Raw genomic sequence first — 12,782 nt, 5'->3', positions numbered from 1 at the left:
ACTTGAGGGATACCTTGCCGCGATCGCAACGATTCGCGGCAAGAATCCTCGTCAGCAGGTGCCCGGCACCACGACGCGCACCGTGAAGAGCATGAGGCGTAAGCGTCCGAAGGGTAAAAAACAGTGAGCCGGGATCTCGAAGTTGGATTGACCGTGCGGATGCGCGACCAGGTGTCGACGCCCGCACAACAAAGCGAGCGCAACGTACAGCGCTCGGTGCGTCAGACCGCGCAGACGTATGTAGACGCGTCGCGCGTGAGCGTAGCGACCAGTCGCATGCTGTACGACGTGCGCATGTCGCAATCGGCCCGTGCCGAGCAGGCCGTCCAGCGCAACGTGCAGCAAACCGAAGCGGCCTACACCCAGGCGAACCGGAACATCCTCACCGGCTCCCAACGCCTGGCGGCGGCTCGCTCGCAGCTCGACGTCCGTTCCGAACAGGCGATCCGCCGGGAAATTTCCCAGACCGTCGCCGCCTACAACCGTCTCCAGCGCGCGGGCTTCGCGTCGGCCGCCGAGCAGGCGCGCGCGTTCGCTGCGGTGCGTACGCGTGTGGCCGAGCTGAACCGCGAGCTGCGCGGCACCGAGCAGGCGGAAGGCCGGCTCGCGCGCGGTGGTCGTGCGGTCGGCGCGATGTGGCGTGCCGGCAGCGTCGTGGCCGGCGCTGCTGCCGGCGTGATGGTGGCCGCCCCTGCCGTGCGCGAGACGATGGCCTATGACCGCCGGCTCGCCATGATGGCGAACACCGCGTTCTCCGATCGCGACGTCGCTGGCCGACGTAGGGGTGTCGGCGAGCTGAACGATGCGATCGTGACGGCCGTGCGTTCGGGTGGTGGTTCGCGTGAACAGGCGGCGGACACGCTCGACAACCTGCTCGCGTCCGGCGCGGTCAGTGACAAAACCGCCATGAAAATGCTGCCGACCCTGCAAAAGTTCGCGACGGCCACCGGCGCGGACCCGAACGAACTCGGCAACATCGCCATTCGCGCGATGCAGAACTTCAAGATCAAGGAAGCCGACATCCCGCGCGCGCTCGACATGGCGCTCAAGGGTGGCCAGGCAGGCGGCTTCGAGCTGAAGGATATGTCGAAGTGGCTCCCGCAGCAGATGGCCATGGCGAAGCTGGCCGGCATGTCAGGCTTGCAGGATTTCGGCAAGCTCGTCGTCGCCAACCAGGCGTCGGTGATCACGGCCGGTACGAAGGATGAGGCCGGCAATAACCTGGTCAACCTGCTCGAGAAGCTGAACTCGCAGGACACGCAGATCAAGGCGAAGAAGCTCGGTATCGATCTGACCGGCAGTCTCGCCGCGTCGCGTGCGAAAGGTGTGAACGCACTGGACGCGTTCGTCGGCATTCTCGAAAACGTGATGTCGCGCGACAAGCGCTATCAGAGCCTGAAGACCAAGCTCGCGACCGCACCTGAGAGCCAGCGCAAAGAGATCATGGAGAGCCAGGTCCAACTGCTCGAAGGTACGTCGATCGGCAAGATCATCCACGATCGACAGGCGCTCGGTGCGGCAGTCGCGTATATGGGTCAAAAAGACTACCGGAAGCAGGTCGAGTCTCAGGTGTTCAACCCGAAGATGGCGGTCGACAGCAACTTCGAGACGATCGCCGGCACCGCCTCGTTCAAGGCCGAGCAGCTCGAAAACGAGCGCCAGATTGCACGCCAGAAGGCGCTGGAAGGCTTCGACGAGAAGCTCGGCAACGTGGCGACGAACCTCACCGACTACGCGCGCAAGTATCCCGAGCTGACTGCCGCGATCGAAGGCACGACGCTCGGCCTGAAGACTCTGTCGGCCGCGCTCGGTGTCGCGGCGTCTATCAGCATCCTGCGCGGCGGGTTCGCTGCGGCGCCGGTTGCTGGAGTTGCGGCCGCTGATGCCGCAGCCGCTGCATCGGCCGGGGCGCTCGGCACCACCGCCGCCCAGGCCGCGACCTTCGGTTCGCGCTTCGCGGCCGGCGCGCGATTGGTGGGTCGCTTCGGTGCCCCGTTGCAAGCGGTCATGGGCGGCATCGAAGCGTACTCCATCGCGAACAACGACTCGATGACGCCGGACCAGAAGAAGGCCGGTTACGTCGGTGTCGCGGGTGGCGTCGTCGGTGGTCTGGGCGGCATGGCATTGGGCGCAGCCGCAGGCGCTGCGGCCGGTTCGGTGGTGCCGATCGCCGGCACTGCCGTGGGCGCGATCGGCGGTGCGATCGCGGGCTACTTCGGCCACGACTTCGGCGAGCGCATCGGCAAGATGATCGGCGACGCGATCTTCGCGCAGAAGAAAGACGAGAAGCCGCCCGTCGTCGAAGGCCACTTCACGATCAATCTCGACGGCCAACACCTGTACGACTTCGTGTCGACGGCCAGCCAGAAGAACGCACTGAGGAACTGATATGGCGTGGAAAGACACACTGTTCGACGCATCGTTTCGCGGTGTGCCGTTCGACGTGAGACTCACCGACGATACGATCGACCGCGACACGGCGGAATATGCGGTCCCGCACGTCGACGGCGAGGATGTCGAAGACCTCGGTTTGAAGGCGCACACGACGAGCCTCACGGCGATCTTCTTCGGCGACGACTATGAAGTGCGGATGAAGGCGCTGCTCGCCGCGCTCGCGGTCAAGGGGCCGGGCGAACTGATTCATCCGGTGTTCGGCTCGATGCCGAGCATGCAGCTCATCGGCGCGCACGTGTCGCACGACGCCGACAACGTTGACGCGTGCGTGATCGAGATGCGGTTCAAGCGCTCGACGCCCGGCAACCCGTTCTTCGTCGAGCAGCGGCCGACGCAAACTGCCGACGCGGCCGCGCAACTCGCGACCACCGCGATGGATGCCGGCACCAGCATGTTCGAGCGCGCAGTCGGTTTTCTCAAGACGATGAAGGCCGGTCTGCGGCGACTCAATGCGCTGCGCGACGTGTTGAGCGAGACGCTCGGCCCGATCAAGGCACTGGTCGTCGGCTTCCGCCGTGCGAGCGTCGACTATCTGTCGTGGCCCGGCGCGTTTGCGTCCGACCTGATCGGCCTGGTCAGCGGCATTGCGGACTTCCGTTCGTTCGATCCGGGCCTCGTTATGTCCGATTGGAACGACATGCGCGACCAGATGAAAACGGTCGTGAAGCTGCCCGCCGCATCTGCCGCTGGCCAGCCGCTTGCTATTCCTGGTACGCAGGCGACAACGGTCGTGCCGAGCGGCTCGACCGATCCGGCCGCGCCGTATGCACCGCCGCGCCCGGGTACGGTCGCGGCCGACACATCCGACGTGCAGCTCGTCACGGCCGTGACGGCCGTCGTCGTCGCAACGGTTACCGCGAGCGTCGCGTCCGACGTTCTCGCGAACGAGGCCGACGAACCGACACTCACACCGGACCAGGTCGAGCAGATCGCGAATGACACGCGCGAGCTGATACAGACCGCAATCGACGCGGTTCGTGCGGCCGTGCCGGTCGAGCAGGCGCGGCCCGTTATCGAGCCGTTAAAAGAGACGGCGCTGACGGTGCAGGAGCTGGCGATCAAGGTGATCGACGTCCTGCCGCCGATCATCTCGCGTACCGTCGATGCACCGTCGAACATGACGTTGCTCGCACATCTCTGGTACGGCAACTACCTGCGCTCCGCCGAGCTGCTGCGACTGAATCCGCAAATCCGCAATCCGAACTTCATCCAGCGAGGAGACACTGTCCGTGGCTTCGCCCAATAACGACGTAACGGTGCTAATCGGCGGCAAGGCGCACAGCGCCTGGTCGTCGTACTCGATCGATTCCGATCTGTTGACGCCGGCCGATGCGTGGGACGTGCGGCTCACGCGCCCGGCCGGCAAGATGCCCGACACGGTCAAATCTGGCGCACACGTCCAGGTGAAGGTCGGCGACGATACCGTGCTCGTGGGCTACGTCGACAACGTGCGGCGGCGCACCAGCAAGACGGAGAAGACACTATCGATCAGCGGCCGTGACTATGCCGCGATCCTGCGCGATTGCTCGGCCCCGATCTTCACCGCGAAGCAGGTAACGCTCGCCGACGTCGTCGCGAACATCGTCAAACCGCTCGGCATCAAGAAAGTACGCATCGACACCGTACAGGCCCAGTCGACGTGGGACAAGATCAGCGTCGATCCGGGTGACACCGCGTGGGACGCGCTGGTCCACGCTGCCGAGGGCGAAGGCTTGTGGCCGTGGTTCGAACCGGACGGCACGCTTGTGATCGGAGGCCCCGACTACAATGCGCCGCCCGTGGCCAGCCTGATCCTGCGCGAGGATGGCAAAGGCAACAACGTCGAATGGTTCGACGAAGACGATTCGATTGCGGAGCGGTATTCGGAAGTCACGGTGCTGGGCCAGGCGCACGGTACGCGCACAACGGCCGGCAAGCACGCGATCAAGGCCACGGTGAAAGACCAGGGGGTGACGGTGTATCGGCCAAAGGTGTACGTCGATCACGACGCGCCCAACCTTGCGGCCGCTGAAGCTCGCGCGAAGAAAATCATCTCCGATTCGGCGCTCGCGGCGCATACATTGAAAGCCAGCGTGAAGGGACACCGAACCTCGAACGGCGTGCTGTGGAAGCCCGGGCAGCGCGTGCATGTCGTGTGGGAAGAGTACGGCATCGACGCCGTTTATTTCCTGATGGCGCGCCGCTTCACGGGCGGTCGTCCTGGTGGGGCTCACACGACGCTGACGCTGAAGGAAGACGGGGTCTGGATTCTCGACGCGCATCCGCATTCGGGGCGCAAGCATCGACGCAAGAAGAAAGGCGACGGCCCGCTTTCGCTGGTCGTGACGGACGCAAACGGCAACACGACGGTGACAAAATGATGCGAGAAGTTGAAAAGCGAGTGTCGCGCATGTTGGCCGGCGTGCGACAAGCGTTTCGTGGCGTGATCAGCGGCGTGAACACCGACGGCCCGGTGGTGATGGTGCGTGGTGAAGGGCTTGCCGGCGAGAGCGGTGTCGACGAAGAGCTGTTCCAGCACTACGGATACACCAGTGCGCCGCCGGCCGGCACGATGAGGATCGTCGTGCCGATCGGCGGAAAGACGAGTCATAGCATTGTGGTTGCGACGGAGCACGCGCAGTATCGCGTGAAAGCGTTGAAGGATGGTGAGGTAGCGATCTACACGGACGAAGGTGATTCAATCGTGCTCTCACGCGGCCGCGTCATCAACATCAAGACGAAGACGCTGAACATCGAGGCGGAAGACTCGGTGAACTTCAAGACGCCGACCGTCAACATGGATCACGCGCTCAACGTCGCCGAGCAGATCACAGGCAAGGGTGGCTTGTCGATGTCGGGTGGCGACGGTGCACATATCGACAATCTTCGCGTCGACCAGGACGTGGTGATCGGCAATAAGAGCTTCAACGGCCACAAGCATCCGGAAACCGGCAGCATCACGGACACGCCTGTCGTTTGACGTCAGCAGAAGCCCACTGACCTCCATCACGTAAGACGTTCACGCGCGCGCGATGACAATCGCGGCATGGACGCACTTCTGAACCCGCAAACAGGCGGATATACCGGCACACAGACGACGACGCTCGCCAACGCCGTGTATATCCGCCTCGCCACGCCGCTCGGCTCCTGGTGGGCTGCGCCCGACGTCGGGTCGCTGCTGCACACGCTGGCGCGCGAGAAAGACACGCCGCGCGTGCGTGGCCTCGCTGTTCAATACGCCGAGCAAGCGCTCGCCCCGCTGGTCAAGGATGGCCGCGCGAGCAAGGTGGTGGTGTCGGCCACGGCGGGCGAAAAAGGCTGGCTCGTTCTGCTCGTCGAAGTGTATGACGCGACGGGCAACGTCCAGCACTTCCAGCATCCGGTCAAGGTGTCGTAATGCCGGCGACCGTTCTCACTCTCGACCAGGTCCGCGCGAACATTCTGCGCGAGATCAAGAACCAGCGCCCGGATGCCGACGTCGGCGACGATTCCGATCACTACGTGCGCGCGAGCGGCACGGCCAGCGCGGTCGAAGGTCTGTATGCGCGTATCGCCTGGACGGCGCGGCAGATTTTCCCGGACACGGCCGACGAAGACAATCTCATCCTGCACGCGCGCCTGCGCGGCATCGATCGCAAGTCGCCTGTCGTCGCAAGTGGCACCGCACGCGCCAAGGGCAAGCCTGGTGTCCAAATCGCCAGCGGTCTGAGTGCGAAATATCAGGACGGCACCGCCTACGTGACGACGAGCGGCGGCACGTTTGATGCGGATGGAAATCTGGTCGTGTCGGTAGCGGCCGTCGACGCCGGCACCATCGGGAACCGCCAGGACGGCGATACGCTCACGCTCACCGTGCCGCCGATCGACGTCGACGCGACACTGACCATCGTGACGCTGCGCGGCGGGACGGCGATCGAGACGCTCGATAGCCTGCTCGCACGCCTGCTTCAGCGTATCCGTCGGCCGCCGGCCGGCGGCAACAAATACGACTACTGGCAATGGGCGATGGAAGTACCGGGCGTGACCGCGGCGTTCGTCTATCCGCTGCGTCGCGGACTCGGCACGGTCGATGTGGTGATCGTGACCGAGGATGGCCTACCGTCCGACGATGTGTTGAAGGCGGCACAGGCGCACATCGACGATCAGCGCCCCGTGCGGGCCAAGGATACGCGTGTCGTTGTGCCGTCGATCAAGACCTATGACGTGACGGCGGCCGTCAAGCTGAACGGCATCACGCTCGATACGGCCCAGGCGGCGGTGGAATCCGGACTCGGAGCCTACAACGCGGTTGTATCGCCCGGCGACACGGTCATTCGCAACCGCATCGGCGGTGTCATCAACGACACGCTCGGCATCGGCGACTACGTGCTGGACAGTCCAGCGGCTAACGTCGTCCCGGTGGTCGATGCGCAGGTGATCGAGTGGTGCCGCCTCGGCAACGTGACGTTGAGGCCGATGGTATGAACGAACACGCCGAGTTGCTTGGGCGTCTTCTCCCGCCCGTCTCATACGACCCTCGCGAGCCGCGTCTCGCGGCGGAGCTGACGGCCGAGGGGAAAGCGCTCGATCGCGCGCTCGCCGATGCCGACACGATTGTGAACGGCATCACGCCGTTCTTCGCGCAACAGCTTCTGCCGGATTGGGAACGCGTGTGCGGGATTACGCCGGCCGTCGATGCCACGTTGCAGCAGCGCGTGTCGACCGTCGTCGCGAAGGTCAACGAGACCGGCGGGATGTCGATTCCGTATTTCACGCGCCTCGCGGCCGCGCTCGGCTATCGCATCGAGATCGTCGAACCGGACCCCTTCCGCGTCGACGAAGGCGCGATCGGCGATGCGATCTGGATCGAGGACATCGTCTACGAGTGGGGCGTGATCGTACACGGCTCGCCTTCGCTCGAAATCTACTTCCGCGTCGATGAGAGCGCGGTTGGCGAGCCGCTGCTGACGTTCGCCGATCCCATTCTCGAATCCGTGTTCCAAGACCTGAAGCCGGCCGACACGTTCGTCTACTTCATCTACCAGGAAGAGTAACCATGCAGCGAATCAACACACCGGACGGCAACTGGCACGCGGGCGATCCTTCGCAAGGGATCAAGGGCACGGTTGTCACGATGCCGTACATGCAGACCGTCCAGGAAGAGCTGGCGGCCGTTCCCGAGAGCGTCGGCATGCAACTCGATCCGGCCGACAACAAGCAAATCGTCAAGGCGATCCAGAAGATGGTCGCCGACGCTGGCGCGGACTACCAACCCAAGCTCGGCTACACACCGGTTCAACAGGGCACCGGCGTAGGCCAAGGCACCAATGCTGTGAAGATCGGGTGGGCGAAGGACGGTTCCGGTCTGCGCGTGACGGTCGATGCGAACGATCTCGGTCTGCTCGCATTCGCGAGCCAGCTTTCCGCATATGCGTCGCAGGATTGGGTGAAGGGATACGCCCTCAATAAGGCCGGCGATACGATGACCGGCATCCTGACGATCGCGGTACCGGGTGGATACAGCGGTGTAGTTCTCAGTGCGAGCGGTTACACACCGCGTATCCAAACTGATGGCCCTGGAAAATTCGTCGGCATCGTGAACGGCGCGAACACCGCTGTGAATATGTGGGTATTTGACGGTGGCCAAGTAGCGACCCGAAGCAGTTTGACCGTAGGCGGGACGACGGTAGGAGGTGGGGCCAATGCCACGTATGCAACCGACGGAAACGTCTATGGACCGGTATGGGGCGGATGGTTGAGCACATATCTGTCCAACACGTATGTGTCGCGCAGTGTGCCCCGCATGTCGGACCGACTGATCGTCTCGCGTGACGGCTGGCAGGCAGACATCCAGCTTCAGAACCTGTATTCGCAGAACTCGAATGTGTACCTGCGGGCGCGCATCGGTGGCGGCCTGGACATCATCAACAGCGCTTACAACGCGGTTCCGTGGCAAGTGTCGGATGCTGGCGAGACGTGGCAAAACAGCACCGCTCACGTGGGTGGTGCGTCTTATCAGGCCGACGGCAACATATGGGGATCAGCCTGGGGAAACGACTATGCGTCGAACGTGGTCGCGAGAAAGGCGACTGCCGGCGCTCGCGTGCAGTGGGATTCGGGTATCTCTGAATTCGACTACGTGGGGTCAGTGAGCAGCAACATTCACGGTCAAATCGATTTGCCCGCGCCGTGGGTTGTGACGGGTCTGCGAGTCGCAGCGAGCACCAGTGCAATCACGGCGATCTGGCAGCGCGGCGTTGTGCTGCGCAACCAATAAGGAGCGAAGAAATATGGACCTCAGACAAATCGACTTCCGCAATTACACGCACGATCACATGGTTCTTAGTCTGAAACGCATGTACCCGGAGCTCGTCGCCGGCAGAGACTACCGCACGCGACATCCGCTCGGTGAAGATGGGAAGCAAAGCGGGCCGCCGGTTATCGTGTATTGGACGAGTGACTCGGTGCCGCAACCCGACGATACGGACGTGGAGGCGTTTTTCCGTAGCAACGAGGAATCGATCCGCGCCGAGCACGTTCGATTCTTCCGGGATGCGGCTTTGAGCGCGACGGACAGCAAGCCGTTCGCGCCTCCTGACGCTCCGGACTCAGTGAAGGCGCTCGCTGTCAGGTGGATCGCATTTCGTGAAGCGCTGCGGAAGATTCCGGAGCAGGAAGGATTTCCGTTCGAGGTAACTTGTCCGGTTCCTCCCGACGAGGAACCGGGCAGCGAGTAAAGGCTACGTGGCGGTCGAGCGAAGATCGATTGGCATGGGATCAATCTGGTGCAAATCGAAGATCGTCACTTCGTTGTAACCCTTGCGGAGCCACGGAGCGGGACAGAAGAGCCTGAACTGCGGACCAACGTTCCAGTAACGGCCAATGTTCCGACCGTTGACCCATACAACGCCCTTGATCCAATGGCGCATGTCGAGGAACGTATCGCCTACTTCGTTGAGCATCATTGATGCTTTGAAGAACAACCCGGGGCGACGTGGATCAGTGCAGATCGGTCGCAGTGCCGCGACATACTCGGGACTCATGGGAAGGCAGTAGGTATGCCATCCACGGAGTTCCGTTCCATCGAGGTGTGCGGCGTCTGTTATCCCTTTTCGATCGATCATGTCGTCACCATAGTTCACGCGCCCCATGGCTTCGACAAGCACGTCGAGCGTAGACGATCCGCTCGCGATAGGCAGCCGGTCCTCATTCGTCACAAGGCGCAGCCCCTCGGCCAAGTAACGAGGCATTTTCGCTCGACTGACCCCGCCGATATACGATCCGTCGGTGAAGACCGTTGCGTAATCGTGCACGTCGCGGAGTGTCAGTGCGCCACCAATACCCGGCATGTCGGCCTTGCGATACAGGATGAACCCCGACGCCTGGCGATGGTGCTCCATCGACTTGAGCGGTGCGTCATCGCCCGCGACGATCGGCGACGGCAGGTTGTCCCATACCGACGAATGCAGATACGGACGCAGCGCGTAGTCGCCTGACAGGTCAAGTGCTGGTGGAACGGCCGGCACATCGGGAAGCGGTGTATCGAGGCGTGCCTGAATTATGGTTCTGTATTTCGAGAAACTGTCGGTGGCTCGCCCTTGCTCGTCGATCGGCGCGTTGTAGTCGTAGCTGGTGATGTCCGGTTGATACTCCCCGGTTTTTGAGTCGAGGTTTGCACCGGCCGAATAGCCGAAGTTCGTGCCTCCGTGGATCACGTAGATGCTGAACGAGATGCCATAGCGCATGAAGTCCGTAAGCTCGCGCGAGATGTCGGACTTTGCGCCTTGGAATTCGCGGTCACCCCAATGCGTAAAGAAGCCGGGGTAGAGTTCGCCGCCCATAACAGTCGACCCGGGGAACGTCTCGCAGATTTTTGCGACGTCGTGTGCCTTCGGCCCACTGAGTGCGATGGCACAGCCTTCGAGCGCTGTCCGGCTCTCCTGGAGCTGCTTAACTCCATCGTCGGTAAAGAACGGGCCGGGTATCCCGCCCTGCACCCACGCCGCGCGGATTTCTTCGAGGTACGCGACGTCGTTGCCGTACGTTGCATACTCGTTTTCGATCTGAAGCATGAGGATCGGGCCGCCGTTTTCCGACATCAACGGTTTGATGCGCGGCACCAGCTCAGCGATGTATCGCTTCGCCGCGTCCATGTATCGGCGATCGCGGTGCGAACTGACGCGCAACTGGATGTCGTCGTGCGCAAGCAGATACGCAGGCAAGCCGCCCAGGTCCCATTCGCCGCAGATATACGGCCCTGGACGCAGCAATACCCACATGTCTTCGTCCTGGCATAGGCGAATGAACGCCTCGACGTCTCGCTCGTCGGTATCGAACTCGAACGTGCCTTCGCTCGTTTCATGAAAATTCCACATGACGTAGACGGCGATGGTGTTCATCCCCATAGCCTTCGCCATTTGAATCCGGTGACGCCAGTAGTCGCGCGGGATACGCGGCGGATGCATTTCACCGCTCCGAATCTGATATGGCTTACCGTCCAGCAAGAACGTGATGCCGTCTTCCCCGAACGTAAGGATGTGCTTGCTGCCATCGTTTGGAGTCGGGCCAGCGGCAATTGATCGCGGTTGAAACCGCTTAGCAGCAAGATCGCGGCTGCACGCGCCGAGCAGCGGCGTCAGCGCCGCTGCGAGGATGAATTCTCGCCTTTTCACTTCGTTTTATCGAAATTGATGGTCCCCGGACGGCGCACAACGCGCCGCCTGTCCCGGTTGGTGTAGAAAATTTGCCGACTTACGGACGGCTTGCAGGAAATTCGTCGGAAGTATAGACGAATCGGGGACGGGACCGTTTCGCGGAGCGGCTAGACGGACGGATACGATTGGCGTGAACTGCGATGGGCGCAGCCCGGTAGGCCGGCTTGCTACGGGCGCGCGAACCCGACATTGGAACGTGACAAAAAGACCGCAAAGCGCCTACGACACGTCAGTGACAAAGCCAGCGCGAAACAGTGCCAATTCGGCCGCGACGTTACATTGACGGCCGCGCGCTCGCCATGAAGATGAAAGAACGCGAGCGCACGGCGGCTGTGTTCGTCGCCGAGCGGATCGGCCGCGATTCTCACGCCGGACGACGACTGCAACAGTCCCCCGCTTTCGGATACGTACTTGAGCTGGTAATCCACGCCGTACCCATGCAGGCGATTCGCCAGGTTGAAGGCCTCGCCAAGACGCGCGGCCTGGGCCAACGAAAACCCCGTGCTCAAATAGATGATGACCCACCGCTGATCTGCTGCATTCACTGGCCAAGCCCCCGACTTGTTCGACTTCTTCTAATACCGTCGAACTGTCAGGCTTATATTTGGTTTGAATGCGTGCGACAGGACGGCTATCCCGAAATATGAAGCGACGGCATCTTAGCCGAACGGGTAGCGCCTTTGGCGCGAAATGGCCGACGGGGACAGCATGATGGCGGATTACTACAGGCTGCCGCGCGCCGCTGGTATGCCGACACTGAAACGCGTATGCGATGCGGCCGATTATTGCAGCCGCCATGTTCAATGACGAGTGTGTCCGATGGCGTCGTGCATCGGCAAAGCGAACGCTCGCGTATCGGCGCGAACGGCATCGACGTGCATCGAACGCGTGCGATCGCGTCGCACGCCGACGGGCGCATCCGTTGCCCGCGCATCCGTTGGAATCGATCGGTCCTTCACCACGCCGCCCGCGCGCCGCACGTCACGCAACCGGCCGTCACGCATGCGCTCAACCCGCTGCGCGCGCATGTCGACGATCCATTCCCGCTGCTCGCGTACTGGCACGAGTCACGCGACACCGACCGAGCGCATCAGCGGGTGCGCGAACGCATCGTCGCGCGCGTGCGCGGCAGCGCCGGCATCGCCGACGCGTCGCGCGCTGCGCACGCGCGCTCGACCGGGAAGGTATGCTGGCGGCTGCACGCCACCACACGGCGCCTTCTTTCCTCGATCCGCTTACCGGAGACTTGCCATGTCGCTCATCCACGCCGCCGCCGTCCTCGATGCCGACGCACCCGACTACGTCGTCCAGTTGCAGGCCGGCACGCATGCGCTGACCGGCGACGAGGCACCGCGCGAAGGCGGCCAGGATCGCGGGCCGGCGCCGTACGAGTTCGTCCTGGCCGGGCTCGCGCAATGCACGGCCGCGACGCTGCGCATGTACATGCAGCGCAAGACGTGGCCGGCCGCGCGCATCGCGGTGCGCACCGAGCTGCATGCCGATCGCGAAGGCGTGCAGTACGTGCGCCGCGTCGTGACGCTCGACGGCCCGCTCGACGACGCGCAACGCCAGCGTCTCGCGGAGATCTGCGAGAAAACCCCCGTGACGCAGTTCATCAAGCGCGGCACGCGGATCGAGACGACGTTGAACTGACGC

At 63.0% G+C, this 12,782-nt stretch carries 12 protein-coding genes and 1 pseudogene; 10 read left to right on the top strand and 3 right to left on the bottom strand.

Translation table 11 applies throughout. The annotated features are described in order from the left end of the window. Positions 1 to 123: 123 nt before the first annotated feature. The 9 genes from KPB06_RS25240 to KPB06_RS25200 all read left to right on the top strand — a co-directional run bounded on the left by KPB06_RS25240 (position 124) and on the right by KPB06_RS25200 (position 9,149). On the top strand, positions 124 to 2,388 hold the full coding sequence (locus KPB06_RS25240) for a phage tail tape measure protein (protein WP_275920525.1): 2,265 nt from the start codon (positions 124 to 126) through the stop codon (positions 2,386 to 2,388). A 1-nt stretch (position 2,389) separates the two neighbouring features. Beyond that, positions 2,390 to 3,700, top strand: a complete 1,311-nt coding sequence (locus KPB06_RS25235) for a DNA circularization protein (RefSeq protein WP_275920524.1) — start codon at positions 2,390 to 2,392, stop codon at positions 3,698 to 3,700. Beyond that, positions 3,684 to 4,814 (top strand): phage baseplate assembly protein, encoded by a 1,131-nt coding sequence (locus KPB06_RS25230; protein WP_338083649.1) that lies wholly within the window; start codon positions 3,684 to 3,686, stop codon positions 4,812 to 4,814. Before KPB06_RS25235 ends, KPB06_RS25230 begins: the two co-directional genes overlap by 17 nt. After that, positions 4,811 to 5,413 (top strand): phage baseplate assembly protein V, encoded by a 603-nt coding sequence (locus tag KPB06_RS25225; protein WP_275920522.1) that lies wholly within the window; start codon positions 4,811 to 4,813, stop codon positions 5,411 to 5,413. The genes KPB06_RS25230 and KPB06_RS25225 overlap by 4 nt, the downstream gene beginning before the upstream one ends. Positions 5,414 to 5,479: 66 nt before the next feature. Next, a complete protein-coding gene (locus KPB06_RS25220; protein WP_011884316.1) occupies positions 5,480 to 5,830 on the top strand; it encodes a phage GP46 family protein in 351 nt (116 codons plus the stop codon). Next, on the top strand, positions 5,830 to 6,897 hold the full coding sequence (locus KPB06_RS25215; RefSeq protein WP_275920521.1) for a baseplate J/gp47 family protein: 1,068 nt from the start codon (positions 5,830 to 5,832) through the stop codon (positions 6,895 to 6,897). Before KPB06_RS25220 ends, KPB06_RS25215 begins: the two co-directional genes overlap by 1 nt. Then, entirely contained in the window at positions 6,894 to 7,466 is a 573-nt protein-coding gene (locus KPB06_RS25210; RefSeq protein WP_059475760.1) for a YmfQ family protein, read from the top strand. Before KPB06_RS25215 ends, KPB06_RS25210 begins: the two co-directional genes overlap by 4 nt. Positions 7,467 to 7,468: 2 nt before the next feature. Next, complete coding sequence (locus KPB06_RS25205) at positions 7,469 to 8,689, top strand: hypothetical protein (protein WP_275920520.1); 1,221 nt, start codon at positions 7,469 to 7,471, stop codon at positions 8,687 to 8,689. A gap of 13 nt (positions 8,690 to 8,702) precedes the next feature. Next, positions 8,703 to 9,149 carry an XkdW family protein gene (locus KPB06_RS25200; protein ID WP_275920519.1) on the top strand — a complete coding sequence of 149 codons (447 nt, stop codon included), beginning with the start codon at positions 8,703 to 8,705 and terminating at the stop codon, positions 9,147 to 9,149. Positions 9,150 to 9,152: 3 nt separating this feature from the next. Here the strand turns inward: KPB06_RS25200 and KPB06_RS25195 are convergent, their stop codons facing one another. The 3 genes and pseudogenes from KPB06_RS25195 to KPB06_RS25185 all read right to left on the bottom strand — a co-directional run bounded on the left by KPB06_RS25195 (position 9,153) and on the right by KPB06_RS25185 (position 12,190). Then, on the bottom strand, positions 9,153 to 11,084 hold the full coding sequence (locus KPB06_RS25195) for a beta-galactosidase (protein WP_275920518.1): 1,932 nt from the start codon (positions 11,082 to 11,084) through the stop codon (positions 9,153 to 9,155). A gap of 320 nt (positions 11,085 to 11,404) precedes the next feature. Then, a pseudogene (locus tag KPB06_RS25190) lies at positions 11,405 to 11,671 on the bottom strand (helix-turn-helix domain-containing protein); the annotation flags it as partial. A 255-nt stretch (positions 11,672 to 11,926) separates the two neighbouring features. Beyond that, the gene (locus KPB06_RS25185) at positions 11,927 to 12,190 is read right to left on the bottom strand and encodes a hypothetical protein (RefSeq protein ID WP_275920517.1); all 264 of its coding nucleotides are present in this window, start codon (positions 12,188 to 12,190) and stop codon (positions 11,927 to 11,929) included. A 187-nt stretch (positions 12,191 to 12,377) separates the two neighbouring features. Here KPB06_RS25185 and KPB06_RS25180 point away from each other — a divergent pair, with 187 nt between their 5' ends. After that, positions 12,378 to 12,779 (top strand): OsmC family protein, encoded by a 402-nt coding sequence (locus KPB06_RS25180; RefSeq protein WP_006487795.1) that lies wholly within the window; start codon positions 12,378 to 12,380, stop codon positions 12,777 to 12,779. The last annotated feature ends 3 nt before the right edge of the window (positions 12,780 to 12,782 follow it).

It is taken from the genome of Burkholderia semiarida (assembly GCF_029268935.1).
Taxonomy (GTDB): domain Bacteria; phylum Pseudomonadota; class Gammaproteobacteria; order Burkholderiales; family Burkholderiaceae; genus Burkholderia; species Burkholderia semiarida.
The sequence above is the reverse complement of the archived record's forward strand: the minus strand, read 5'-3'. Positions and strand labels throughout refer to the sequence as shown.

What these genes read in the sequence shown, in the direction of transcription:
- KPB06_RS25215 (WP_275920521.1), top strand. Translation starts at nt 5,830, where the DNA reads ATGCCGGCGACCGTTCTCACTCTCGACCAGGTCCGCGCGAACATTCTG.
- KPB06_RS25200 (WP_275920519.1), top strand. Translation starts at nt 8,703, where the DNA reads ATGGACCTCAGACAAATCGACTTCCGCAATTACACGCACGATCACATG.
- KPB06_RS25210 (WP_059475760.1), top strand. Translation starts at nt 6,894, where the DNA reads ATGAACGAACACGCCGAGTTGCTTGGGCGTCTTCTCCCGCCCGTCTCA.
- KPB06_RS25180 (WP_006487795.1), top strand. Translation starts at nt 12,378, where the DNA reads ATGTCGCTCATCCACGCCGCCGCCGTCCTCGATGCCGACGCACCCGAC.
- KPB06_RS25225 (WP_275920522.1), top strand. Translation starts at nt 4,811, where the DNA reads ATGATGCGAGAAGTTGAAAAGCGAGTGTCGCGCATGTTGGCCGGCGTG.
- KPB06_RS25220 (WP_011884316.1), top strand. Translation starts at nt 5,480, where the DNA reads ATGGACGCACTTCTGAACCCGCAAACAGGCGGATATACCGGCACACAG.
- KPB06_RS25235 (WP_275920524.1), top strand. Translation starts at nt 2,390, where the DNA reads ATGGCGTGGAAAGACACACTGTTCGACGCATCGTTTCGCGGTGTGCCG.
- KPB06_RS25205 (WP_275920520.1), top strand. Translation starts at nt 7,469, where the DNA reads ATGCAGCGAATCAACACACCGGACGGCAACTGGCACGCGGGCGATCCT.